The organism is Bradyrhizobium sp. IAR9, from assembly GCF_013408065.1.
Taxonomy (GTDB): domain Bacteria; phylum Pseudomonadota; class Alphaproteobacteria; order Rhizobiales; family Xanthobacteraceae; genus Bradyrhizobium.
The window spans coordinates 1-24,839 of record NZ_JACBZW010000025.1 but is presented as its reverse complement, the minus strand read 5'-3'; the positions used below and the strand labels follow the sequence as shown (position 1 = coordinate 24,839).

Sequence of the window (24,839 nt, the reverse complement as noted above, 5' to 3'; positions counted from 1 at the left end):
ATGCCCCTCAGGTTTGATGGTTCCGAATGATTTGCGCCGTGGCAGTGGGGAGAGCTTGAAATGACGGATTTTCGTCGCCTGACCGGGATGTTCGTGGCCGCGATCGGCCTGATCCTGTCCGCACCACAGGCCATCGCGCAGCAGCCCGACCGCGGCGACGAGCCGGGCCTGGTCGCCGACGACGGCTACCAGCTCGAGCCGGAATGGCAGAAGCAGGTCGTCTACTTCCGCACCACCGAGGCACCGGGCACCATCATCGTCTCGACCGCCGAACGGCACCTCTATCTGGTGCAGCCGGGCGGGCGTGCGATCCGCTACGGCATCGGCGTCGGCCGCGACGGCTTCCAGTGGCAAGGCCTCGTGACCATCACCAACAAGAAGGAATGGCCGGACTGGACGCCGCCGCCGGAAATGATCCAGCGCCAGCCCTATCTGCCGCGCTTCATGGCCGGCGGCCCCGGCAATCCGCTCGGGGCCCGCGCCATGTATCTCGGCACCACCGTCTACCGCATCCACGGCACCAACCGCCCCGACACGATCGGCACCAAGGTGTCCTCGGGCTGCTTCCGTCTCGTCAACAACGACGTCGCCGATCTCTATGAGCGCGTCCCCGTCGGCACCAAAGTGGTGATCCGGCAGAAGCCCGAGCTCTGAGGTTTTTTATCCGGGCATGGTCCTCCGGACCATGCTCGTCGCCTTCCCTCCTGATTCCTTTTCCCGATTTTTCGAGAGAGCAACATGATGCGCACTTTTCGAGGCGGCCTGCTGATCGGGCTCGCGGTCGCCGTGCTGGTCGCCGTTCTGGCCATCATCTATGAATTCTACGACACCCGTACGCTGAAGCGCACCGTTCGCCGCGGCGAGGTGCTGTGCGGCGTCAACAAGGGCCTGCCGGGCTTCTCGTACTCCGAGGACAACAAGAACTGGACCGGCTTCGACGTCGATTTCTGCCGCGCGGTGGCCGCGGCGATCTTCAACGACCCGGGCAAGGCGAAGTTCATCCCGCTCGATGCCGGCGAGCGCTTCAAGGAATTGCAGAGCCGGAAGGTGGACATCCTCTCGCGCAACTCGACCTGGAGCATGGCGCGCGAGCTCGACTACGACCTCTATTTCCCCGCGGTCGCCTATTACGACGGTGCGGGCTTCATGCTGCCGCGTTCGCGCAACAAGGAGACCTCGCTGGACCTGACCGGCAGCAAGGTCTGCGTCCAGGCCGGCACCACGACGGCACTCAACGTCACCGATTACTTCCGTGCCAACAACATGAAGTATGACGAGGTGAAGTTCGACAAGCTCGACGACGTCGTGAAGGCCTACGACACCGGCAAGTGCGACACGCTCTCCGCCGACGTTTCCCAGCTTTACGCGCTGCGGATCAACCTGGCGAAGCCCGGCGACCACATGATCCTGCCGGACATGATCTCCAAGGAGCCGCTCGCCCCCGTGGTGCGCCAGCGCGACGACGACTGGATGATGATCGTGAAGTGGACGCTCTATGCGATGATCAACGCCGAAGAGCTCGGCGTCACCTCGGAGAACATCGACGAGGCCCTGAAGTCGAAGAAGCCGGAAGTGATGCGCCTCGTCGGCACCGAAGGCAATTACGGCGAGCAGCTCGGCCTCACCAAGGACTGGGCCGTCCGCATCATCCGCCACGTCGGCAATTACGGCGAGATGTACGAACGCAACATCGGCGAGAAGTCCAAGCTGAAGATCCCGCGCGGCATGAACCAGCTGTGGAACGCGGGTGGCGTGCAGTACGCGCCGCCGATGAGGTAAGGAAGAGGCAGCTCTCTCCGCTGTCGTCCCGGCGAACGCCGGGACCCGTACCGCGTGATCTATCGATAAGCACAGGTGACAGTACCGCGGAGAGACTCTTTAAACTCCGAGCCTTCGTCAAAGTACTCCCTGGGGTTATGGATCCCGGCGTTCGCCGGGACGACACCGAGGGGTGAGGCGCGCGCTTCGCGTCTCACGTCTACCGCCTCAATACCCCCGCGCCCGCGCCAGCTGCTCGGTGTGGTAATTGGCGTCGCCGAACAATTCCTCGCACACCCGCGCGCGCTTCATGAAGAAGCCGATGTCGAACTGGTCGGTCATGCCCATGCCGCCATGCATCTGCACGCCTTCCTGCACTGCGCGGGTGGCGGTGGTGCCCGCGCGCGCCTTTGCCACGGCGACGGCTGAGGCCGCCTTCGCGACATCGCCGTCCAGCGCCTGCAGCGCCTTCATGGTGGCGGCGCGGGTGATCTCGATGTCGACATAGAGCTCGGCGGCGCGATGCTGCAGCGCCTGGAATTCGCCGATCAGCTTGCCGAACTGCTTTCTGTTCTTGAGGTACTCGACGGTACGATTGAAGACCTCCTCGCTGAGGCCGACCATTTCGGCGGCGACCGCGCCGCGGCCGATGTCGAGCACGCCCTCGAGCAGCGCAGCGCCCTGGTCGACCTCGCCGAGCACGCTGTCGGCGGTGACCTCGACATTGGTGAGCTCGATCCGCGCCGCGTTGTGCGAATCGACCATGATGGTGCGCTCGATTGCGACGCCCTTGGCTTTGGGGTTGACCAGGAACAGCGTCAAGCCTTCGCGCTCGCCGGCGGAGCCGGCAGTGCGCGCGGCCACGATGAGCAAATCAGCAACATGGCCATCGACGACCAGCGCCTTGGCGCCGGAGAGCTTGAAGCCGTTGCCGGCGCGCACGGCCTGCAGACTGGTCTGCAGCGGACGATGCTTGGTGCCTTCGTCGATCGCCAGCGTCGCGAGCAGCGAGCCGCTCGCGATCTTCGGCAGATATTCCGCTTTCTGTGCAGCATTGCCGCCGCGGTTCAGCGCCGAGGCCGCGACCACGCTGGTGGCGAGAAACGGCGACGGCATCAAGGTGCGGCCGATCTCCTCCATCACGACACCGGCCTCGACATAGCCGAGCCCGCTGCCGCCGAACTCTTCCGGCACCAAAAGGCCGGCGAAGCCCATTTCGGCGAAGGAATGCCAAAATTCCTTGGAGAAGCCGGTGGGGTCTTTGCTGTCGCGCAAATGGCGCAGGTGCGACACCGGCGCCTTGTCGCTGATCAGCCCGCGCGCGCTATCGCGGAGCATTGATTGTTCTTCGGTGAGGACGAGGGCCATGGTGTGTTTCCGATTTCGATCGGGAGTATGGATTCCGGGCTCGCGCTGCGCGCGCCCCGGAATGACGGGTGGTGAGAACGTGCGCCCTAAGCCCCCGGCAAATCCAGGATGCGCTTGGCGACGATGCCGAGCATCACCTCGGTGGTGCCGCCCTCGATCGAGTTGGCCTTGGTGCGCAGCCAGGCGCGCGGGCGGGCGCCCTGCTTGGAGCGCTCGCTCTCCCATTCCAGCGCATCGACGCCGCCGGCCGACATCAGGATCTCGTAGCGGCGCTTGTTGAGCTCGGTGCCGTAATATTTCATCGCGGAGGAGAACGCCGGATGCGCCTGTCCCGCCTTGGCGAGATCGACCGCGCGCTCGGCGCAAGCCGCAAGCGCGGCTTCATCGACGTCGAAGCTGGCGATCTTGCCGCGCAGCATGGAATCATCGAGCCGCCCCTGCGCATCGGTACCGACGGAATCGGCCGCGATCTGGCCGAGCGGACGGCCGACGCCGCGCTCGCCCATGCCGGAGATCATAGCGCGCTCGTGCTGCAGCAGGTATTTCGCGACGTCCCAGCCGCGGTTGACGGTGCCGACCACATGCGATTTCGGCACGCGGACGCCGTCGAAGAAGGTCTCGCAGAACGGCGAATAGCCGGAGATCAAGAGGATCGGCTTGGTCGTCACGCCCTTCGAGGTCATGTCGAACAGGATGAAGCTGATGCCGTCATGTTTCTTCGCGGCGGGATCGGTGCGGACGAGGCAGAAGATCCAGTCGGCGTAGTTGGCGTAGGAGGTCCAGATCTTCGATCCCGTGATGACGAAATCGTCGCCATCGCTTTCGGCGCGGGTCTGCAGCGAAGCCAGGTCAGAGCCGGCGTTCGGCTCGGAATAACCCTGGCACCAGCGAATCTCGCCCGCCGCGATTTTCGGCAGGTGCTCCTTCTTCTGGGCCTCGTTGCCGTATTTGAGCAGCGCCGGCCCGAGCATCCAGATGCCGAAGCTCGACAACGGCGGGCGCGCGCCGATCCGCGCCATCTCGGCGCGCAACACCTTGTGCTCGGCAGCGCTGAGGCCACCACCGCCATATTCCCTAGGCCAGTCCGGCACGGTCCAGCCCTTGTCGCGCATGCGCTCGAACCAGATGCGCTGCGGCTCGGACGAGAACTTTGCGTTACGTCCGCCCCAGAACACGTCGGCATCCGACGTTGCGGGCTTGCGCATCTCCGGCGGGCAATTGGCTTCCAGCCAGGCGCGCGTCTCGTTGCGGAATGATTCGAGATCGGCGGTCTCAGATTCGCTGGTTTTGGAGTCAGTCATTGGTCGTTTCCATCAATCAATCGACTTGTTGGGCGCGACTCTGGGCCAAGCTCCCGCGGAATTCAACCACTTCCGCGAGCCCGCATTCCGCTATAGTCGCGACCAAGACGGTGCTTGAAAACAAAGAGGAAACGACGATGCGCCTGAAACTTCTTTCGCCTGGCGAAATGAACGATAGCCAGCGGCAGACCTACGACGAGTCGATCGCCGGCAAGCGCGGCAAGCCGCCGGCGCCGATGATGGCCTGGCTCAACAGCCCCGACATGGCCCGTCACGCCACGCGGCTCGGCGAGGTGCTGCGTTACGACACGATCTTCCCCGCAAAGCTCTCGGAGATCGCGATCCTGGTGACGGCGCGGCACTGGACCGCGCATTACGAATGGTATGCGCACAAGCGCCTGGCGCTTGCGGGCGGCATGAAGCCTGAGATCATCGAAGCGATCCGCGATCGCCGCACGCCCGAGTTCGACGATCCCAAGGGCAAGATGATCTACGACGTGGCGAAATCGCTGCACGAGGGCCACGGCGTCGAGAAGGGCCTCTATGATGAGGCGGTGAAGCTTCTCGGTGAGCGCGGCGTGGTCGAGGTGATCGGACTGTGCGGCTATTACACGCTGGTGTCGATGACGCTGAACACGTTCGAGTTCGGCCTGCCCGAGGGTGAGGTGCCGGAGCTGGCTTAGTTTCTGTTTCCGATGCGCAATTGCGCATCAGGAAACGCTGGGTTTCGGGAACGGCCGTAGCACAGCCCCGGAGCCCGCCCTATGTGCATGCTTTCAACGGAGCATTCCCATGTCGCAAAGCCCAGCCGTCGCCGCCGGCACCAGGATCGGCCACGTTCACCTCAAGGTCGCCGATCTCGATCGCGCGCTCGGCTTCTATTGCGGCGTGCTCGGCTTCGAGCTGATGCAGCGGATGGGCTCGGGCGCCGCCTTCATCGCGGCCGGCGGCTATCATCACCACATCGGGCTCAACACCTGGGAAAGCAAGGGCGGCTCGCCGCCGCCGCCGGGCACGACCGGGCTCTATCACACCGCGATCCTCTATCCGACGCGCGCCGCTCTCGCCGATGCGCTGCACCGCGTGCGCTCGGCCGGCATTGCGCTGGATGGCGCCAGCGACCACGGCGTCAGCGAGGCGCTGTATTTGCGCGATCCCGACGAGAATGGTGTCGAGCTGTACTGGGACAAGCCGAGGGAGCAATGGCCGTTCGGGCCGGATGGCAAGCTCGCGATGTTTACCAAACGGCTGGATGTGGAGGGGTTGTTGAGCGATCGGCAAGGATAGTCTCGTAGGGTGGGCAAAGCGAAGCGTGCCCACGAAACCCTGCCGACTCATCGAAGAATCGTGGGCACGGCGCTTTGCGCCTTTGCCCAACCTACGCGAGCTTCGTCCGCGGCGTCCCGCGCACCATGATCAACGCGGCGGCCGCCACTTCCAGCGCGATGCAGAGATAGAACGGCAACGCGTAGCCGCCGGACCAATCGCGCAAGGCCCCGACGACACCGGGGCCGAAAGCATACGTCACCTGGTTGATCGCGGTGTTGAGGCTGATCAGCACGCCGAACGAGGCCGAATCGAACTCCCGCTGCACGATCAGCGACGGCAGGGTGATGAGGTTGCCGACGGAGAAGCCGAACACCGCGCAGGCCGCGATCAGCACGTAATCGCTGTGCAGGTTGATGACGACCAGAAGCGCCGCGGCCTGGCTGAGGAACGACAGCGCGGAGGCCAGCCGCTGGTTGAGACGATCGATCACCAGCGAGAACAGCACGCGGCCGACCACCGCCATCGCGGTCAGCACCGCGACGGCGACCGCGGCGCGCTCGCGGCCGATCACGGGATCGAGGAACGAGATCAGATGCACGATGAAGCCGACCTGCGCGAACAGCACCAGCGCAAACGCAATCGTCACCGTGAGGAAGCCGACGTCGCGCAGCGCCCATGCGCGAATCTGCGTCGATGATTGCGGCTTCGCCTTCGCCGCCGCGTGCCAGCCATGGTGATCGGGCGGCCGGCCCACGACAAGAAGAATCACCGGCAACAGCAGCACCAGCATGGCGCCGGCGGCGGCGTACATCGCGCTGGCGAAGCCGACATGGCCGATCAGGGTCACCAGCAGCGGCACGCCGACGATGCCGCCGAAGCTGGCACCATTGAGCGCCAGGCTGATCGCCATGCCGCGCTTGTGATCGAACCACAGGCTGATCGTGTTGGTGATCATGGCGAGACTGGTGCCGGCCCAGCCGAAGGCGAGCACGGCGTTGGCGAGATAAAGCTGCCAGGGCTCGCGCACCGCGCCGATCGCGACCGCGGCTGCCGCCATCGCCAGCGTGCCGGCGATCAGGCAGAGGCGCGGGCCGTATCTCCTCACGGCTTCGCCGACGAACACGACGAGCAGCGCGCCGAACAGATAGAAGAACGTTGTGCCTGACGAGATCAGCGTGGTCGGCCAGCCCCGCGCGCGCTGCAGCTCGGCGACATAGACGCTCTGGCCGTAGAAGCCGAGCCCCCAGCCGAAGGTCGCGAGCAGGAAGCAGACCGCGACGATGCGCCAGCCTTCGTAGCGGAGGGAGGATTCGTCGAGCGCTGGGATCTGAGGATTGTCGAGCATCGCCGCTTACTCCGTCATGCCCGGGCATCCACGTTCGATCCGAGCACCTAAGACGTGGATGGCCGGGACAAGCCCGGCCACGACGACATCTAAATAGCCCTTACCTTAAAATCACTTCGACCTGGATCGAAGTATCAAGGTTGCTGACAGCCTCCTACCAGTCAGATCGCATCCGGGAACTCGCCCATCGCCGCCTCCAGCCGCGCCTTGCGGCGGCGGGCCCAGGAGACCAGCGAGAGCACGGCAAGGCCCAGCACCACCGGCGGGAACACCACCAGGTTCACCGCCGACCAGCCGTAGCTGGCGAGCAATTGCCCGGAGGAGAACGAGCCGATCGCCATCATGCCGAACACCAGGAAATCGTTGAAGGCCTGCACCTTGTTGCGCTCCTGCGGCCGGTGCGTCTCCAGCACCAGGGCGGAGGCGCCGACGAAGGAGAAATTCCAGCCGACGCCGAGCACGATCAGCGTGGCCCAGAAATGCATCGCGGTGAGACCGGAGAGGCCGATGCCGGCAGCGCCGGCCTCCAGCAGCAGGCCGGCGGCCACGACTTTCGGTGCGCCGAAGCGGGCGATCAGCGTGCCCGTGAAGAAGCTCGGCCCGTACATCGCGACGATGTGCCATTGAATGCCGAAATTGGAATCGGAGACGGACAGGCCGCACATCTTCATGGCGAGCGGCGCCGAGGTCATGACGAGGTTCATCATGGGATAGGAGATGATGCCGCACAGCGCCGCGGCGATGAAGCGCGGCTGGGTCACGATGGTGAGCAGCGGCCGGCCACCATGCAGATCGGCCGGTGCGGGCTTGGGCATATCGACGCCGGCGACGATGCCCATCGCGATCAGCGCCACGGCGGCCTGCACCAGGAAGCTGAAGGCGAACAGATAAGGCTGCCAGACGTCCATGGTCCATTGCACGAGCTGCGGACCGAGCACACCGGCGAACACGCCGCCCGCCATCACCCAGGACACAGCTTTCGGCCGGTAGGCCGCGCTGGCGCCGTCGGCGGCCGCAAAGCGATAGGATTGCGCCACGGAGCCGTAGAGGCCGCCGAGGAAGGTCGCGATGCAGAACAGCGCGAACGAGCCGTGCAGGATCGCGAACGAGCCGAGCACGCCGGTGAGCGTGCCGAGAGCGGTGCCGATGACGAAGGCCGCGCGGCGGCCGAAGCGGTGCGAGATCGCGCCGGTCGGCAGCGTGCCGGCGGCGAGTCCGACCACATACATCGAGATCGGCACCGTCGCGAACGACATGTCGGGCGCGAGCGTGGAGCCGACGATCGCGCCGGTAGCGAAGATCACCGCCGAATTGGCACCGGTCAGCGCCTGGGCTGCAGCCAGGCGCACCACATTGGCGCGCACGCGGGCGTCGTCGGCGATTGCATGGGCAGAAGTCACGTCAAGCATCGGCTTTTTCTGCCCGAACGGGCTCAAGGGCTGGTTGATTCCCGGCACTATGGAGGGACGCGAGTGGCCGGACAACCGGCGCAAACGGGCGCTGGCCATGCCTCTGACGCAATCGGTGCGATCATAGCCGGCCGCGCACTTGACGGCTTGCGCTCGATCAAATCCTATCCGCCGCTATTTTTCGGAGGTTCGTTCATGTCCGTCGACGACAGGCCCACGCTCAGCGCTCCCGACGACGATCCCTGGCTCTGGCTGGAGGAGATCGAGGGCACCCAAGCGCTCGATTTCGTCGAGCGGCAGAACCAGCTGACGCTCGCGGCGTTCGGCGGCAAAGCCTTCGAGCACGACCGCGACATCCTCGCGACGATTTACGATCGCCCGGACAACATCCCCTATGTCAGTCGGCGCGGCAGCGACCTGCACAATCTCTGGAAGGACGCCACCAACCCGCGCGGCCTGTGGCGGCGGACCACGCTGACGGAATTTCGCAAAGCTTCTCCTGCGTGGGAGACCATGCTGGATATTGACCAGCTCGCAGCGCGCGAAGGCGAGGATTGGCTGCTGAGCGGGATCGCCACGACGCCGGGAAGCTCGCGCGCCATCTTGAGCCTGTCGCGCGGTGGCAGCGACGCCGTGACCTTGCGGGAATTCGACCTCGTTGCGAAGAGCTTCGTGGCGGACGGCTTTACACTGCCGGAAGCCAAGGGCGGCGCCGACTGGCTCGATGCCGATACGCTGTTGCTGTCGAGCGCGCATGGCGAGGGTATGGTGACGGACTCCGGATACTCGCGGACAGTTCGCCTGTGGCGGCGCGGCCAGCCGGTCGATCAGGCCGAGATGATCGCCGAGACCACCGCCGATCACATGATGATCTATGGCGGCGCCGACGACACCGGACCTGAGCCGCGGGTCTGGATCGTCGAGCAGATCGACTTCTTCAATCACGCGGTCTGGCTGCGCGATGCCGCCGGTCGCATGACCAAGCTCGATCTGCCGACCGGCATCTGGCTGCAGGCCCATGGCGACTGGTTCGCGATGAAGCTGCGCAAGGACTGGACGGCCGGCGGGCGGACCTACGCCACCGACACCGTGCTCGGCATCTCGCTGTCGGCATTCCTGAACGGCAGCCGCGATTTTGCGGTGCTGTTCGAGCCGGCGCCCCGGCGCGCGTTGCAAGGCCTGTTCTGGGCGGCGGGCAAGCTCGTGCTGTCGATCCTCGACGAGCTGCGCCCGCGCTTCGAGATCTGTGCGCCGTCCGCCGCGGGCTGGAGCCGCGAGACGCTTGCCGGCCTGCCGCAAATCGGCGTCGTCGACGTCTGGCCGCTCGATCGTCATCCCAGCGAGAGCAACGGCGATCTGCTCGCCAATGTGCAGGATCCACTCACCCCGCCGTCACTGCTGTTGATCGAGCGCGGCGTCGCCAGCCCGATCGTCCTGAAGCAGGCGCCGAAGACGTTCACCGCCGACGGGCTCGTGGTGACGCAGCACGAGGCGGTCTCTGTTGACGGCGAGCGCATTCCCTATGTCCAGACCGGGCCGGCAGGCGAGACCGGCGACGCGCCGGTCTATATGAGCGCCTATGGCGGCTTCGCCCATTCGGTGAAGCCGTACTACAATTCCTCGCTCGGCAAGCTGTGGCTGGAGCGCGGCGGCACCATCGTGCAGGCGAATTTGCGCGGCGGCGGCGAGTTCGGCACGCGCTGGCACGACGCCGGCCGCCTCGCCGGCAAGAAACTCTCGCACGACGATTTCGCCGCGGTCGCGGCCGATCTCGTCCGCCGCGGCGTGACGCAGCCGAAGCGCATTGCGGCACAGGGCGGCTCGAACGGCGGCATCCTCATCACCAACATGCTGGTGCGCTACCCCGAGCACTTCGGCGCGCTGTTCTGCACCATCCCGCTGATCGACATGCGCCGCTACACGAAACTGCTCGCGGGCGCGAGCTGGATCGCGGAATACGGCGACCCCGACAAGTCCGAGGAATGGCAGTGGCTGAAAACCTACTCGGCCTATCACAACGTGAAAGCCGGCCAGACCTATCCGCCGATCCTGATCGCCACCACAAGGCGCGATGACCGCGTTCATCCCGGCCACGCCCGCAAGATGACGGCCAAGCTGCAGGCCATGGGCTATGAGGCCTGGTTCTACGAGCCGGAAGCCGGCGGCCACGGCTACGGCAAGGACAACAGGGAACGCGCCGGCTTCGAGGTGCTCGGCTTCCGGTTCTTGAAGGAGAAGATCGGGTGGAGGGATGAAGGGTGATGGGACTCGTTTGGTCGGTGCAGACCAAGGCCGGCTCTTACCTCTCCCGCTTGCGGGAGAGGTCGACGCGCTCGAAGAGCGTGGCGGGTGAGGGTTTTCTCCTCTGGGGGATGTCCCGTTGCGGAGACACCCTCTCCCCAACCCTCCCCCGCAGGCGGGGGAGGGAGCACACCTTCCGAGTCGCTTACCGCTCGAACACCAGCGTCAGATTGTTCGCGGGCATGTCGATCGTATCGACGAGGCGAAGGCCCGCGCCGCGCGCGAGGAGCTCGACATCGCTGATGTCGCGCACGCCCCATTCGGGATTGCCTTCACGCAAGGAGGTGTCGAACACCGCATTGCTGAGCGCGGTGTGCTTGCCGTCGCGCTTGAACGGGCCATAGAGGAACAGCTTGCCGTCGGGGCGTATGTAGCGGCCGGCGCCGGCGAACAGGCCCTCGGCCACGGCCCAGGGCGCGATGTGAATGACATTGGCGCAGAACACCGCCGCAAGGCTCGTCGGCGCCTGTCCGCTTTTCATCTCCTCGCACCAGTCGGGATCGGTGAGATCGATCCGCAGGGGGCTGCGGATGTTCGCGAGGCCCGTATGGACACGCCAGGCCTCGATGCTCCTGAGATGGCGCTGGTTGAGGTCGCTCGGCCACCAGATCAGGCCGGGCGTGTGGCGGGCGAAATAGACCACGTGCTGGCCGGTTCCGCTGCCGAGCTCGACCACGTTGCCGGTCAGCCCGGTGAGGTGCTTTTCCAGCGCCGCCCAGATCGGCACATGGTTGCGATGGAACGCCGGTGCATCGAGCCGTCCATCCGGCTCGACCCGTCCGCCATCCCTGCCAAATTCGACGACATATTCAGCCAAGTCAGTCCCCAATGAATGCGAAACAGAAAAGACGGCCCGTAAGGGCCAAACGCCCTAGAATAATTTACTAGTGCCAACCTGTTAGGATGAACAAACGATCTCATCGGTTGCAATGCGCAGGATATTAACTCCATTTTGCCGCGTGCATAGTCTTGATTGTCAGGCGATGCCCTTTGTGCTTTGGAACGCTTATATTTCCGCAAACGAGATCATCGACATAACGCCTGGGACGATGCCTTGACCGCCTTTCCTTGCAAGCTTGCCGTCCTGGTGGCGCTGGTGCTCTCCGCCGGCGCGGCTGTGGCTCCAGCGCGGGCACAATCCGCTGTCGCCGACGGCCAGAAGCTCGCCTTCGATCGCGGCAAGGGCAATTGCCTGACCTGCCACGTCATCAAAGGCGGCGACCTGCCGGGAACAATCGGGCCGGCACTGAAGGACCTCAAGGCCAAATACCCTGATCGCAACGAGCTCACCGCGATCATCTTCGACGAGACCAAGCGCAATCCGCAGACCATGATGCCGCCGTTCGGCCGGAACCGGATTTTGACCGAACAGGAGATCAGCGCGATCGTTGATTTCCTGCAGACGCTGTAACGGCCGGCTGCCAGGAGATTTGAGATGACCACGACCACCGGCTCGCTTGCGACAAGGCGCCTGATCCTTCAGGGCGCTGCCTCTGTCGCCCTGCTCGGCCTTGGCAATCTGCCGTTCGCAGCCACGCCCGCGCGCGCCGCGGCCAACGACAAATATCCGGAAGAGGCCTTCAAGCAGAAGAACGAGGCCGACGCGATCAAGGCGCTCTATGGCAAGTCCGCCGAGCCCTCCGACAAGGTCAAGCTGGATGCGCCCGAGATCGCCGAGAACGGCGGCGTCGTGCCGGTCTCGGTGACGACGACGCTCGACAAGGTGACCTCGATCTCGTTCCTCGTGACCGAGAACCCGTACGCGCTCGCAGCGTCCTACAAGGTCGCCGACGGCACCATTCCGCACGTCGCCAACCGGCTGAAAATGGCCAAGACCACCAAACTGGTCGCCATCGTCGAGGCTGACGGCAAGCTCTACAGCGCGACCAAGGAAGTGAAGGTCACCGTCGGCGGCTGCGGCGGCTAGGAGGATCGGTCCGATGGCATCAAGCATTCGCGTGCGCGCAACATCCAACGGCGACGTCACCGAGGTGCAGGCGCTGATCCAGCACCCCATGGATACCGGCCTGGTCAAGGATCCCAAGGGGGAGCTGATCCCCGCGCACTACATCCAGCAGCTGAAATTCGAATGTAACGGCAAGGACGTCTTCGTCGCCGATTGGGGCACTGCGGTCTCCAAGGATCCCTATGTGAAGTTCAGCTTCAAGGGCGCCAAGAAGGGCGACGACCTCAAGATCTCCTGGACCGACAACAAGGGTGCGTCGGATACGACCACCGCGAAGATCGCGTGATGAAGACCCGGTCTGCATTGCTGCTTGGTTCGCTCAGCGCCGCACTCGTTGCGTTCGCCCTCACCTCTCCGCGCGTCGTCGCGGCCGACAAGGTCGATCCCGTTGCCGACGCCAAGGCGTTCCAGAACTTCTTCTTCCAGAAGTTTCCCGACGTAAAGCACGAGGACTTCGTCAACGGTCCGTATTCCATGAACGCGGACATGAAGCGGCAGTGGCAGGAGAAGGAAGAATTCCCGCCTTACGAGTTCGCGCTCGACGCCGGCAAGGAGATGTTCGCCACCCCGTTCAAGAACGGCAAGACCTATGCCGATTGCTTCCCCAATGGGGGCGTCGGCATCCGCCAGAACTATCCCTACTTCGACGAGAAGGAAGGCAAGGTCGTCACGCTGGAGCTCGCGCTCAACCGCTGCCGCGAGGCCAATGGCGAGGCGCCCTACTCCTACGTCAAGGACGAGATGGCCTCGCTCACCGCCTACATGGCCTTCACCTCGCGCGGCAAGCCGATGGACATCAAGATTCCCGACGATCCCCGTGCGCTCGCGGCATTCGAGAACGGCAAGCGCTACTTCTATACGCGGCGCGGCCAGATGAATTTCTCCTGCGCCAGCTGCCATGTGCAGAGCCCGGGCGAGCGCATCCGCGCCGAGGTCCTGGCGCCGGCGCTCGGCATTTTGAACGCGATGCCGATCTACCGCTCCGAATGGAGCGGCATGGGCACCACCAGCCGCCGCTTCGTCACCTGCAACAGCCAGACCCGCGCGGTTCCGCTGGAGCCGCAATCGGACGAATATCGCGACGTCGAATATTTCCTGTCCTATGTCGCCAACGGCCTGCCGATATCAGGACCGGGAGCGCGGCCATGAAGCGGTCACTTCCCCTCGCCATGCTGCTGGCGTTCGGCCTCGCGACCGCGGCGCGCGCGGCAAATGAAGCGGACTACAAGGCGGCCTATGCCACCGCGGAAGCCGCATCGAAGGAGGCTGCCGGCTTGCGCAACCAGTGGACCGTGACCGTCTCGACGCTGGCCGCGGCCAGGAAAGCGGCGGATGGCGGCGATTTCGACCGCGCCACCGCCGCGGCCAGGGAGGCCGAGGCGCTGGCAAAGGCGTCGATCTTCCAGGCGGCGTCCGAAAAAGAAGCCTGGAAGGCGATGGAAATCCGCTAGACTGCCTGAACTGAAACAGTCTTGCGACATTGAGGGCGCGGAGAATTTTGGTATGGCGATCCGCCGCCGCGATTTCCTGAAGAGCGCAGGCCTTGCTGCTGCATCGCTCGGTCTGCCGCGGCTTGCGCGGGGCACTGAGTCCGCGAGCATTTACGACCTCGAGCGCTTCGGCAACGCGCGCATCCTGCACATCACCGACACGCATGCGCAGCTCAACCCGGTTTATTTCCGCGAGCCCAGCATCAATATCGGCGTCGGTGAGATGGCCGGGCGACCACCGCACCTGGTCGGCCGCGCCTTCCTCGATCGTTTCGGCATCCGTCCCGACAGCGCCGATGCCTATGCCTTCACCTGCGTCGAGTTCGAGAAGTCGGCAGGCCGCTTCGGCAAGCTCGGCGGCTTTGCCCATCTGAAGACGCTGGTCGATCGCTTGCGTGGCGATGTCGGCGAGAAGCGTTCGCTGCTGGTCGACGGCGGCGATCTCTGGCAGGGCACCGGGCTTGCCAACGTCATGCAGGGCCGCGACATGGTCGAGGTCGCCAATCTGCTCGGCATCGAAGCGATGACCGGGCATTGGGAATTCACCTATGGCGAGCAGACGCTGCGCGACAATCTCGAACGCTTCAAGGGCGAGTTCCTGGCGCAGAACGTGTTCCTGACCGAGGAAGCCGCGTTCAACGACGCTCCCGCCTTCGACAAGGCCACGGGACGCGTGTTCAAGCCTTCGATGATCAAGGAGATCGGCGGTCACCGGGTCGCGATCGTCGGCCAGGCCTTCCCTTACGTGCCGATCGCGCACCCCAAGCGGTTCACGCCGGACTGGACCTTCGGCATCCGCGAGGAGGAGTTGCAAAAGCATGTCGATGCCTTGCGCGGCACCGACAAGGTCGACGCCGTCGTCCTGCTGTCGCACAACGGCATGGATGTCGACCTCAAGCTCGCAAGCCGCGTCACGGGCATCGACGTCATTCTCGGCGGCCATACCCATGACGCCGTACCGCAGCCGATTGCCGTGAAGAACGCCGGTGGGATCACGCTCGTCACCAATGCCGGCTCCAACGGAAAATTCCTCGCCGTGCTCGATCTTGCGATCGACAAGGGCAAGGTCAGCGACATTCATTATCATCTGCTTCCTGTTTATTCCGAACTGCTGAAGCCCGATCCTGGAATGGCCGAGCTGATCGGCCGGCTGCGCGCGCCGCATGTGACCGACTGGTCGGCAAAGATCGCAACGCCTGACCGCCTGCTCTATCGGCGCGGCAATTTCTCCGGGCCCGTCGACGAGCTGATCTGCACGGCGCTGCGCACCGAGCTCGATGCCGAGATCGCGCTATCGCCGGGGTTCCGCTGGGGCGTCACCGCGCTGTCGGGCCAGGCGCTGACCATGGAGGATCTGCTCACGGAGACGGCAATCACCTATCCCGAGACCTATGTGCAGGAGATGACGGGCGCCCAGATCAAGGACGTGCTGGAAGACGTCTGCGACAATCTCTTCAACGCCGATCCCTATTATCAGCAGGGCGGCGACATGGTGCGCGCCGGCGGGCTCAGCTACACCTGCACGCCGACCGCCGCGATCGGCGGCCGCATCTCCGAATTGAAGCTCCATGGCGGCAAGGCACTCAGCGCCAGCCATCGCTACAAGGTCGCGGGCTGGGCTTCGGTCAATGGCCAGCAAGGCGCGCCGGTGTGGGACGTCGTCGGCAAATATCTGCGCTCGGGTCGGATGTTCCAGGAGCGGCTCGGCTCCGGCGTGACGCTGAAGGGCGTCGAGGACAATCCGGGCATTGCGGGACAAGGATGATGCGGGCGCAAATGTTTCGCGCGATGCTACTGACGCTGCTGGCCTGGGCCGCGGTGCCGCCAGCATTTGCGCAGCAGGTGCCGCTTCAGGACAAGCCGTTCGCCGAGCACAAGATCGTGCTGCAGCTTTCCGACGGTGATGCGAAGAAGCAGGCGCTGGTGCTCAGCGTCGCCAATAATCTCCTGAAGGCCTACGACCCCGACAAGATCGCGATCGAGGTCGTCGCGTTCGGTCCCGGCGTCAATCTCCTGCTGTCCGGCAGCGAGCGCCGCAAGCAGGTCGAAAGCCTGATCGCGCAAGGCGTGCGCTTCGACATCTGCCTCAACACGGTGGATACGATCGAGCGCGAGACCGGCAAGCGGCCGGAGTTCATCCAGGCCGCGACCCCGGTGCAGGTGGGCGTCGGGCAGATCCTCTTCCTGGCGGAGAATGGCTACACGCTGGTGCGGCCGTAGGGGGCGTTGTCCCGCCGAACACGCGTGTACCCAATCCGTCCGGCGGACGACGTCCGCATGACCGTCGGAAACAGACAAAGGAGGTGCGCTTGGTCATGTCGGCCAAGGACCAGATCCGGACTCATGCTGCGAATTTCAAGAAGGTGTGGCGGACCCGGCGAGGTATCCACGCTTGCCTCACACGGCATAACGCCGGTAGAGCACAACGATTACAGCGAGTACCGTCCCGGCATAAATGATCCGCGCTGCGTGATCCAAAACAATAGCGGCGCGCTTTCGGCCGGCGTCTCGAAGTTTTTCATGTTTGTAGCCCGCCAATATCGTCATCAGGCATAGTATGAAGAAAATGTAGAACATCTCTTCGACGACCACCGTATATCCGACATCGCCGACCTGACTGGCGACCGTCACGAGCAGCACCGCGCTCGCCAGGATCGAGGTCACTGGAATCGTCACGCGTTCACGAAACATGGTTTCGGGAAAGAACAGCGTCGCGAACACGACGAGCACGAGCAGAAACAGCGGCAATAGGTTCTTCAGCATGTAGATGGCGGAGCTGCGGCGCAGCATGATGGTCGCATCGAAGCCTGCGAATTCCGTCATTGCCTCGGCACCAAACGAGGACGCCTTTCCGAGCGTCGATCCGCTGGACTGAGATTCGACGAAATAGTTCAGTCCGAGAAATCGCCAGAGCTGAAGTCCGGAATAGGCCCCATCCTCGGCCCGCGAGCTTCCATCGCCGGCGAGGCGCAAGCCGAACCGATCGATGACATAGGTGATGAGTTCCCGCCGCTGCTCCGTGTTCTGGAAACGTAGACGCAATTCCTGCGTGTCGAACGGATAATCATGGAGATCGAAACGGGCTTTGAAATCGCCGTTGATTCGATAGAGCCGATAGCTCAGGCCGTCTTCCTGTCCAATCTGAATCGGCCGAGCCGGATCGAACGCCCCGCGATCCAGCAAGGCCGGGAATTCGACGTGCGTCTGCGCCTCATCGTCCCCGGCGAACCGCATCCAGAGATAGAAGTCGACGTTGAACGAATTTTGCTTCACGTCGACCCGGCTGACGCGAATGATGTCGATGCCCGTATAAACGACGCGCTGAATCCAGTAGTGTCGGTCGCCGAACGTGACGACATGGCCCTTCTCTCGTTCCGCGGCGAGATCGATTCCTTTGGGCTGATCGATGCGCACGAGTTGCAGCGGCGCAGTGACGAACAAACCGTAACGGAAGAAACCCAGTCGAATCGGGCGCGGAATGTCACGGTTCGCGTTGAAATAGAGCCGCCCAGTCAGCCCGACGACCGCCGATTTCGGATCGCCGATCGCGGCGAGCGCGACGCGCACACGGTCGCGATCTGCGACCTTGCTGTCGGATCGTTTCTGAATTCCCTGCCCCATAAACCGGGGATGTACGGCAGCTCGTTTTAGCGCATCGATCATCAGGCGCGCAGCGTCATACGAGCCGCCGGCAACCCAGCTTGGCAAGGTTCCCGCTTTCGCTTTGTAGTCGGCGGCAAAGACCTGCGCTGCCACGCCGGCACTGTCGAACATCAGCGAGGAAGCAGCATACAGATTCTCGCTGAAGAAACCCGGCTGCGCTTTTTCCTCGGGCTCATTGGCGAAATTCCGCAAATAGCTTTCGCGGGCCGCGGCTTGGGATGCAATGATCATTCCCTTGATACCGCGGCGGCGGAGCGCCTTGACGATGTCTGCGCTAAAATCGGTTGCCGCGCCGACGACAATAACACCGGGCCCGGGCTCCTGCGCGGCAGCGTCCAGCGCCTCATCCGTCGATCCGATCTGACCGGCTGCGACGTCCAGTCCGAACACACGCAACTGCTCCGCAGGATAGGCCGTCGCAAATCCATGCTCGAAACTCTTGCCGTAGGAATCGCGCGTGTGAACGAGACGGACTTTTGGCTCCCTCATCACGGCGCGCAGATGTTCCGCGATCGAGCGCGCCTGCACGGAGACCGGCGACAGCGCACGAAAATAATATTCACTGTTGTTTGTCAGATCGTCGGCAGCCGAGCTTCCCGTGAGTGCCGGTATCCGCGCATCCTTGTATATCGGCGCCGCCGCGAGCGACGCGGAACTAAGATAATGTCCGAGCACAGCGACGCACGGGCTGTCGGCAATCGCCTGCGCATTCGCGCGCGCCACAGCTGGATTGCTTGCGTCGTCGAACAGAACGAGCTCAATCAGCCGTCCGTTGACACCCCCCTTGGCGTTCACCTCGTCGATTGCAAGCTGCGTAGCGACCAGGCTTTCCGCCCCGATCGGGGCGGACGGGCCAGAGAGCGAATTGGCGAACGCGATGCGAATAGGCTCTGGGCGCGTCCAGAGGATGGCGGCCCAGGCGACAGCAAGCACCAGGACCACGCCTGCAACAACGGCAAGCCACACTATCGGCCGCTGCTTCATCGTCGATCCTCGCATCGATCGGCATAAGCCGAGATTCGTCAGATCGAAGTCTCAATCAGGCCGAGATTGCCGCCGCTGACAGCGTTTTTCAAGCCCGCCCCATCGCCACCGGCCGTCCGCTCACGTCCGGCCCACCCTGATAAGCCGACGAGAAGCGGCTTGGCCCCGGTGTCACGCTGAAGGGCGTCGAGGACAATCCAGGCATTGCGGGACAGGGATGATTCGGGGTCCGATCTTTTGCGCGCTGATGCTGGCGCTGCTGGTCCGGGTCGCGATCCCAGCGGCCTCGGCACAGCAGGTACCGCTGCAGGACAAGCCGTTCGCCGAGCACAAGATCGTGCTGCAACTCTCCGACGGCGACGCCAGGAAGCAGGCGCTGGTGCTCAGCGTCGCCAATAATCTCCTGAAGGCGTACGACCCCGACAAGATCGCGATCGAGGTCGTCGCGTTCGGCCCCGGCATCGATCTCCTGTTGTCCGGCAGCGAGCGTCGCAAGCAGGTCGAAAGCCTGATCGCGCAAGGCGTGCGCTTCGACATCTGCCTCAACACGGTGGATACGATCGAGCGCGAGACCGGCAAGCGGCCGGAGTTCATCCAGCCGCGACCCGGTGCAGGTGGGCGTCGGGCAGATCCTGTTTTTGGCGGAGAATGGATATACGGTGGTGAGGCCCCTGAGGGGGCGCTGCGCTCCCGCGTCGCACTCAGCTGTCGTCCCTGCGAACGCAGGGACCCATACCGCGTGATCTCTCGATCGCGGCGGCAGGCGCACCGAACGGCTGGTCTTCGCCAAACTCCACCCTGGGGTTATGGGTCCCTGCGTTCGCAGGGACGACACTGAACTTGTGGGACGGCCATCGCGTTCAATCGGAGATTCGATCCTGCAAAGCAAAAATCTTCCAAAACTTGCGATCCGCCCAGTGAATTACTTCTCTTTCCGGCCCGGAACGTAGTAGAATCCTCGAAACCAGTTCCACCGCCGGACTTTCCCGCCATGATCTTCCGCCAGCTCTTCGACAGCGTTTCGGGCACCTACAGTTACGTCCTCGCCAGCCGCCCCGGCGGCGAGGCGCTGATCCTCGATCCCGTGCTTGAGAAAGTCGACCGCTACTGCCAATTGCTGCGCGAGCTCGACCTCAAGCTGGTCAAGGCGGTCGACACTCATCTGCATGCCGACCACGTCACCGGCCTCGGCGAGCTGCGCGACCGCACCCATTGCATGACCGTGATGGGCGACCAGACCAAGGCCGACGTGGTGGCGATGCGGGTCGCCGACGGCGACAAGGTGACGATCGAGGGCTTGTCGCTTGACGTGATGTACACGCCCGGCCACACCGACGATTCCTATTCCTATTTGATGGGCGATCGCGTCTTCACCGGCGATACGCTGCTGATCCGCGGCACCGGCCGCACCGATTTCCAGAACGGTTCTTCGCGCGCACAGTACGATTCCATCTTCAACCGGCTGCTCAAGCTGCCGGACGAGACGATGGTATTCCCGGCGCACGACTACAAGGGCGACACCGTCTCCACCATCGGCGAGGAGAAGCGCTACAACCCGCGGCTCCAGGTGCGCTCGGTCGACGAATATATCGAGCTGATGGCCAACCTGAAGCTGCCCAATCCGAAGATGATGGACGTGGCGGTGCCCGCCAACATGCATGTCGGCCTGCATCAGGAGGAGCTGGAGAAGGAAGGCCGCGCGCTCAGCGCGGTCGAGGCGATCCGCATTCTCGGCCGGCCCGACATGCTGCTGGTCGATCTGCGCGAGACCAACGAGCGGATGAAGCACGGCATGCTCGAAGGCGCGCTGCATACGCCCTATCCGTCCGTCGAGGAGAGCCTCAAGCCCGGCGGTATGCTGCGCGAGGTCGCCGCCGCCACCGGCCGCCGCATCGTGTTCTTCTGCGCCTTCGGCGAGCGCTCGGCGATGGCGGTGGCCGCCGCCAAGGCGGCCGGCCTTTCCAACACCGCCCATATCGCCGGCGGCGTGGATGCCTGGAAGAAGGCGGGCGGGCCGCTGGTGCACTGACGGCCTGCTTGCGATAGGTCAGAAACTACACATATGTTCCGTATAGGATCGGATGCAGCATCACCATCCGGGAACAGCCATGGCCAAGATCGGCAAGCCAAGCGAGCCGCCCAAAATCGCTGACAAAAAGCGGGCGGAAGACAAGGTGAAGATACCGCCGCCTCCTCTCGATGACGACGACTACGAGGACGGCGACATCGCGACGCCCAAACGCGACCGCTACGGTCCGGATGACGACCCGTTATGAGGGCGCCCCCAAACTCCGCTGTCGTCCCTGCCTAGTGCGCAATTGCGCACGGGGCGCAGGGACCCGTAGCCACAGGGAGGAGTTTTGCGGAGATCGTCGTTCGGCACTTCAACCGATCACAATCGAGACATCACGCGGTATGGGGGTCCCTGCTTTCGCAGGGACGACGGCGTGGAGGCACCTCAACGCGCTCTTCGACCACCCGCACTACCTGCCATGCGCCTGCGTTCATGGACAAATAACCGCTCTCCCCGATAGTTTGCGCGCCTTCCAGGGAGTGAAACCGGAATTGCAATGGTCGACGTTCTCGCCGCACCGCAGCAAGGCAAGGCGGACAGCGCGCTACGCACGCTGACCGGAATCTCGATCGCGCATTGGGTCAGCCATTTCCATCTGCTGGTCCTGCCGATGCTGTTCCCGTTCCTCAAGGCGCAGCTCGGCGTCGGCTATATCGAGCTTGGCTTCGCGCTCACCGTATTCGCGGTGGTGTCCGGACTGACGCAGGCGCCGACCGGCTATCTCGTCGACCATTTTGGCGCGCGGCGAATTCTGCTGACCGGCCTCACGCTCGGCGGCTTCGCGCTGATCCTGCTTGGTCTGCACCTCAGCTACGCCTCACTGGTCGCCTGCGCCGTGCTGCTGGGCCTCGCCAACAGCGTCTACCACCCCGCCGACTACGCGATCCTGGCCGAGCACATGGACGAGGCACGGATGGGCCGCGCCTTCTCGATCCACACCTTTGCCGGGTTTCTCGGCGGCGCGGTGGCGCCGGCGATCGTGGCTGCACTCGTCACCCTGTCCGGCGGCGTCGGCGCGCTGATCGCCTCGGGTGCGATCGGCATCGCGGTGGCGATGCTGCTGCTCGTCATGAACATTCCCGACGCCGGCGCCAGCAAGAAGAAGCCGGGCGCGGAGAACGCACCGAAGCAGGCTGTCATCACGCCGGCGCTGATCGTGCTGACGGCGCTGTTCATGCTGCTCAGCCTGTCGGTCGCCGGTATCAACAATTTCGGCGTCGTCGCGCTGATGAGCGGCTATGGCACGTCCTATTCGGCCGCCAACGTCATGCTGACGGCATTCCTTGGCGCCAGCGCCGCCGGCGTGCTGGCCGGCGGTTTTCTCGCCGACCACACCGAACGCCACGGCTATGTCGCCGCGGCCTGCTTTGCCGTGAACGCGGCAATCGTGCTGCTGATCGCGCTCGTGACGCTGCCGGGTTGGGCGCTGACTGCCGCGATGACGCTCGCAGGCTTCCTCTCCGGCGTGATAGCCCCCTCGCGCGACATGCTGGTGCGCAACGCAGCACCTCCCGGCGCCGCCGGGCGCGCCTTCGGCATCGTCTCCACCGGATTCAATCTCGGCGGCATTATCAGCCCGCTGCTGTTCGGCTGGATCATGGACCAGAACGCACCGCACTGGGTATTCGGCGCGTCGGTGATCTTCATGGTCGCGACGGTGGCGCTGTCGCCGTTCACGGAGCGGAAGCGGGCCAAGGCAAATTGAGTCGCCGGTATCGCCACAAATTGAGCTGTCGTCCCCGCGAACGCGGGGACCCATAACCACAGGGAGAAGTTGCGGCACGAGGTGGTCACTCCGAGTCGTCGCAAAACATCTCCCCGTGGTTATGGGTCCCGGATCTGCGCGCGCTTAGGGCGCGCTTGTCCGGGACGACGACAAGAAACAAGAAACAAAACGGGAAGAAACACATGAGCAATCCTGATCTGGTGATCCGCGGCGGCACCGTCGCGGACGGTCGCGGCGGCGAGCTGTTCGAGGCTGATGTCGCCATCACCGGCGGAAAGGTCAGCGAGGTCGGCAAGGTCTCTGGCAAAGGTGCCGAGGAAATCGACGCCCGCGGAAAACTGGTGACGCCGGGTTTCGTCGACGTGCACACCCATTACGACGGCCAGGTCACCTGGAGCCAGGACATCACGCCGTCCTCGCAGAACGGCGTCACCACCGCGATCATGGGCAATTGCGGCGTCGGCTTCGCGCCGTGCAAGCCCGCCGACCAGACCCGCCTGATCCAGTTGATGGAAGGCGTCGAGGACATTCCGGAGCCCGTGCTGAGCGCCGGCATTCCGTGGGCGTGGGAGAGCTTTCCGGACTACATGAACTGGCTCTCCAAGCGCGATTTCGACATCGATGTCGGCGCGCAGCTGCCGCATGCGGCGCTACGCGTCTATGTCATGGGCGAGCGCGGCGCACGCCGCGATCCCTCGACCGCGGAGGATAATGCGGCGATGGCCAAGCTCGCGGGCGAGGCGGTGCGCTCCGGCGCGCTCGGCTTCTCGACCTCGCGCACGCTCAACCACCGCACCTCGACCGGCGACTTCACACCGACGCTGAAGGCCGGCGAGGACGAGCTCACCGCGATCGCCGGGGCGATGCACAGCCAGGGCCGCAGCGTCCTGCAATTCGTGCTCGATCTCTCCACCATCCACGAAGATTTGCCGATGATGTTGCGGGTCGCCGACACGACGAAGTGCCCGATCTCGTTCTCGATCACACAGAACGACAGATCGCCAAACCGCTGGCGCCAGACGCTGGACGAGATCAATGCAGCGGCGAAGCGCGGCCTCTCCATCACCGCGCAGATCGCAGCGCGCCCGGTCGGCCTGCTGCTCGGGCTCGAGCTGTCGCGCAATCCGTTCCAGACCCATCCGAGCTACAGGGCGATCGCGCATCTTCCCTTGAAGGAGCGGCTGGCACGGCTGCATCAGAGCGATGTGCGCAAGGCGATCCTGAGCGAGACGGCAACCGCCACCGACGATCCACTGTTCTTCCGGCCCAACTACGACAAGATGTTTCTGCTCGGCGATCCCCCCGATTACGAGCAGCCGCCGGAGAACGCACTGGGGCCACAGGCGCGCAAGCAGGGCCGTCAGCCGGAAGAGCTCGCCTATGATGCGATGCTGTCGGACGAGGGCCGCGGCATGCTCTACGTGCCGTTCCTCAACTATGCCGACGGCAATCTCGACGCGACGCGCGAGATGCTGATCGACCCGCAATCGGTGCCGGGCCTGTCCGACGGCGGCGCACATTGCGGCATCATCTGCGATGCGAGCTTCCCAACCTATCTGCTGACGCACTGGACGCGCGACCGCACGCGCGGCGAGAAGCTGTCGATCCCGTTCGTGGTCGCGGCGCAGTCGCGCAAGACCGCGCTCTCGGTCGGCCTCACCGATCGCGGCCTGATTGCGCCCGGCTACAAGGCCGACGTCAACGTGATCGACTATGACCGCCTGCATTTGCATCCGCCGAAGGTGCACTACGATCTGCCGGTCGGCGGGCGGCGGCTGTTGCAGGACGTCGACGGCTATGAGGCGACGATCGTCTCAGGCGTGGTGACGCGGCGGCATGGAGAGGCCACGGGCCGCCGGCCGGGGAAGTTGATTCGCGGGGCGCAGGGGCTCGCGAGCTAGCACGGCGTGTTGCTTACCCTCCCCTGGAGGGGTCCGGGACGAGCGTAGCTCGCCCGTAGGTCGGCTCACATGGAGCGCAGCGAAATGTGAGACGGGGTGGAGTGACAGTCTCTCCCCAACCAACGGTGCCCGAGCGGAGAGATCACCCCACCCCGCTCGCGCTTCGCGCGATCGACCCTCCCCCTCCAGGGCAGGGGAATCGCATATGGGTTTTGTCTAGCTATTGCATTGGAAGGCAAGACGGATTCTGAAGACGACTCCCGGAAGACGGAGGGGGTCGGATG

At 64.3% G+C, this 24,839-nt stretch carries 22 protein-coding genes and 1 pseudogene; 17 read left to right on the top strand and 6 right to left on the bottom strand.

Annotated features, from left to right (window positions below; all coding sequences use genetic code 11):
* The first annotated feature begins 60 nt into the window (after positions 1–60).
* Positions 61–654 (top strand): L,D-transpeptidase, encoded by a 594-nt coding sequence (locus GGD67_RS38340; RefSeq protein ID WP_018316837.1) that lies wholly within the window; start codon positions 61–63, stop codon positions 652–654.
* Between the two features lie 87 nt (positions 655–741).
* On the top strand, positions 742–1,779 hold the full coding sequence (locus GGD67_RS38335; protein ID WP_026201740.1) for an amino acid ABC transporter substrate-binding protein: 1,038 nt from the start codon (positions 742–744) through the stop codon (positions 1,777–1,779).
* 207 nt (positions 1,780–1,986) lie between these two features.
* Here GGD67_RS38335 and GGD67_RS38330 read toward each other — a convergent pair whose 3' ends face one another.
* Both GGD67_RS38330 and GGD67_RS38325 read right to left on the bottom strand, forming a co-directional pair.
* The gene (locus GGD67_RS38330) at positions 1,987–3,126 is read right to left on the bottom strand and encodes an acyl-CoA dehydrogenase family protein (RefSeq protein ID WP_179740126.1); all 1,140 of its coding nucleotides are present in this window, start codon (positions 3,124–3,126) and stop codon (positions 1,987–1,989) included.
* Positions 3,127–3,212: 86 nt separating this feature from the next.
* A complete protein-coding gene (locus GGD67_RS38325) occupies positions 3,213–4,427 on the bottom strand; it encodes an acyl-CoA dehydrogenase family protein (protein ID WP_179740125.1) in 1,215 nt (404 codons plus the stop codon).
* A 137-nt stretch (positions 4,428–4,564) separates the two neighbouring features.
* Here GGD67_RS38325 and GGD67_RS38320 point away from each other — a divergent pair, with 137 nt between their 5' ends.
* Both GGD67_RS38320 and GGD67_RS38315 read left to right on the top strand, forming a co-directional pair.
* Complete coding sequence (locus GGD67_RS38320; protein WP_179740123.1) at positions 4,565–5,110, top strand: carboxymuconolactone decarboxylase family protein; 546 nt, start codon at positions 4,565–4,567, stop codon at positions 5,108–5,110.
* Between the two features lie 109 nt (positions 5,111–5,219).
* Positions 5,220–5,714: a VOC family protein gene (locus GGD67_RS38315; RefSeq protein WP_018316832.1), complete on the top strand. Its 495-nt coding sequence runs from the start codon at positions 5,220–5,222 to the stop codon at positions 5,712–5,714.
* A 91-nt stretch (positions 5,715–5,805) separates the two neighbouring features.
* On the opposite strand, the gene GGD67_RS38310 is transcribed toward GGD67_RS38315, so the two are convergent.
* Both GGD67_RS38310 and GGD67_RS38305 read right to left on the bottom strand, forming a co-directional pair.
* Positions 5,806–7,041: an MFS transporter gene (locus GGD67_RS38310; RefSeq protein ID WP_179740121.1), complete on the bottom strand. Its 1,236-nt coding sequence runs from the start codon at positions 7,039–7,041 to the stop codon at positions 5,806–5,808.
* 161 nt (positions 7,042–7,202) lie between these two features.
* The gene (locus tag GGD67_RS38305; protein ID WP_179740119.1) at positions 7,203–8,450 is read right to left on the bottom strand and encodes an MFS transporter; all 1,248 of its coding nucleotides are present in this window, start codon (positions 8,448–8,450) and stop codon (positions 7,203–7,205) included.
* Positions 8,451–8,645: 195 nt separating this feature from the next.
* Between GGD67_RS38305 and GGD67_RS38300 the strand changes: the two genes are divergently transcribed.
* Positions 8,646–10,712 carry a prolyl oligopeptidase family protein gene (locus GGD67_RS38300; protein ID WP_179740117.1) on the top strand — a complete coding sequence of 689 codons (2,067 nt, stop codon included), beginning with the start codon at positions 8,646–8,648 and terminating at the stop codon, positions 10,710–10,712.
* A 184-nt stretch (positions 10,713–10,896) separates the two neighbouring features.
* Here GGD67_RS38300 and GGD67_RS38295 read toward each other — a convergent pair whose 3' ends face one another.
* A complete protein-coding gene (locus GGD67_RS38295; protein WP_179740115.1) occupies positions 10,897–11,568 on the bottom strand; it encodes a DUF938 domain-containing protein in 672 nt (223 codons plus the stop codon).
* A gap of 237 nt (positions 11,569–11,805) precedes the next feature.
* Here GGD67_RS38295 and soxX point away from each other — a divergent pair, with 237 nt between their 5' ends.
* From soxX to GGD67_RS38260, 7 genes are read left to right on the top strand one after another with little or no spacing between them, the layout of a single operon-like run.
* The gene (gene soxX / locus GGD67_RS38290; RefSeq protein ID WP_179740113.1) at positions 11,806–12,162 is read left to right on the top strand and encodes a sulfur oxidation c-type cytochrome SoxX; all 357 of its coding nucleotides are present in this window, start codon (positions 11,806–11,808) and stop codon (positions 12,160–12,162) included.
* Between the two features lie 24 nt (positions 12,163–12,186).
* Positions 12,187–12,678 carry a thiosulfate oxidation carrier protein SoxY gene (gene soxY / locus GGD67_RS38285; protein WP_179740111.1) on the top strand — a complete coding sequence of 164 codons (492 nt, stop codon included), beginning with the start codon at positions 12,187–12,189 and terminating at the stop codon, positions 12,676–12,678.
* 13 nt (positions 12,679–12,691) lie between these two features.
* On the top strand, positions 12,692–13,003 hold the full coding sequence (soxZ, locus tag GGD67_RS38280; RefSeq protein WP_179740109.1) for a thiosulfate oxidation carrier complex protein SoxZ: 312 nt from the start codon (positions 12,692–12,694) through the stop codon (positions 13,001–13,003).
* Positions 13,003–13,866 carry a sulfur oxidation c-type cytochrome SoxA gene (gene soxA / locus GGD67_RS38275; protein ID WP_177236858.1) on the top strand — a complete coding sequence of 288 codons (864 nt, stop codon included), beginning with the start codon at positions 13,003–13,005 and terminating at the stop codon, positions 13,864–13,866. The genes soxZ and soxA overlap by 1 nt, the downstream gene beginning before the upstream one ends.
* Positions 13,863–14,168 carry a hypothetical protein gene (locus GGD67_RS38270; RefSeq protein ID WP_179740107.1) on the top strand — a complete coding sequence of 102 codons (306 nt, stop codon included), beginning with the start codon at positions 13,863–13,865 and terminating at the stop codon, positions 14,166–14,168. Before soxA ends, GGD67_RS38270 begins: the two co-directional genes overlap by 4 nt.
* A gap of 52 nt (positions 14,169–14,220) precedes the next feature.
* Entirely contained in the window at positions 14,221–15,972 is a 1,752-nt protein-coding gene (gene soxB / locus GGD67_RS38265; RefSeq protein ID WP_179740105.1) for a thiosulfohydrolase SoxB, read from the top strand.
* Positions 15,969–16,427, top strand: coding sequence for a hypothetical protein (locus tag GGD67_RS38260; RefSeq protein WP_179740103.1), 459 nt, complete (start codon positions 15,969–15,971; stop codon positions 16,425–16,427). Before soxB ends, GGD67_RS38260 begins: the two co-directional genes overlap by 4 nt.
* A gap of 177 nt (positions 16,428–16,604) precedes the next feature.
* Here the strand turns inward: GGD67_RS38260 and GGD67_RS38255 are convergent, their stop codons facing one another.
* A complete protein-coding gene (locus tag GGD67_RS38255) occupies positions 16,605–18,854 on the bottom strand; it encodes an ABC transporter substrate-binding protein (RefSeq protein ID WP_179740101.1) in 2,250 nt (749 codons plus the stop codon).
* A gap of 217 nt (positions 18,855–19,071) precedes the next feature.
* Here GGD67_RS38255 and GGD67_RS38250 point away from each other — a divergent pair.
* The 5 genes and pseudogenes from GGD67_RS38250 to GGD67_RS38230 form a co-directional block, all read left to right on the top strand.
* A pseudogene (locus GGD67_RS38250) lies at positions 19,072–19,525 on the top strand (hypothetical protein); the annotation flags it as partial.
* A 320-nt stretch (positions 19,526–19,845) separates the two neighbouring features.
* Positions 19,846–20,883 (top strand): MBL fold metallo-hydrolase, encoded by a 1,038-nt coding sequence (locus tag GGD67_RS38245; protein ID WP_028139702.1) that lies wholly within the window; start codon positions 19,846–19,848, stop codon positions 20,881–20,883.
* A gap of 79 nt (positions 20,884–20,962) precedes the next feature.
* Positions 20,963–21,130, top strand: a complete 168-nt coding sequence (locus GGD67_RS38240) for a hypothetical protein (RefSeq protein WP_018316817.1) — start codon at positions 20,963–20,965, stop codon at positions 21,128–21,130.
* A 294-nt stretch (positions 21,131–21,424) separates the two neighbouring features.
* The gene (locus GGD67_RS38235; protein ID WP_179740100.1) at positions 21,425–22,633 is read left to right on the top strand and encodes an MFS transporter; all 1,209 of its coding nucleotides are present in this window, start codon (positions 21,425–21,427) and stop codon (positions 22,631–22,633) included.
* Between the two features lie 203 nt (positions 22,634–22,836).
* Positions 22,837–24,555, top strand: coding sequence for an amidohydrolase family protein (locus GGD67_RS38230; protein WP_179740098.1), 1,719 nt, complete (start codon positions 22,837–22,839; stop codon positions 24,553–24,555).
* The last annotated feature ends 284 nt before the right edge of the window (positions 24,556–24,839 follow it).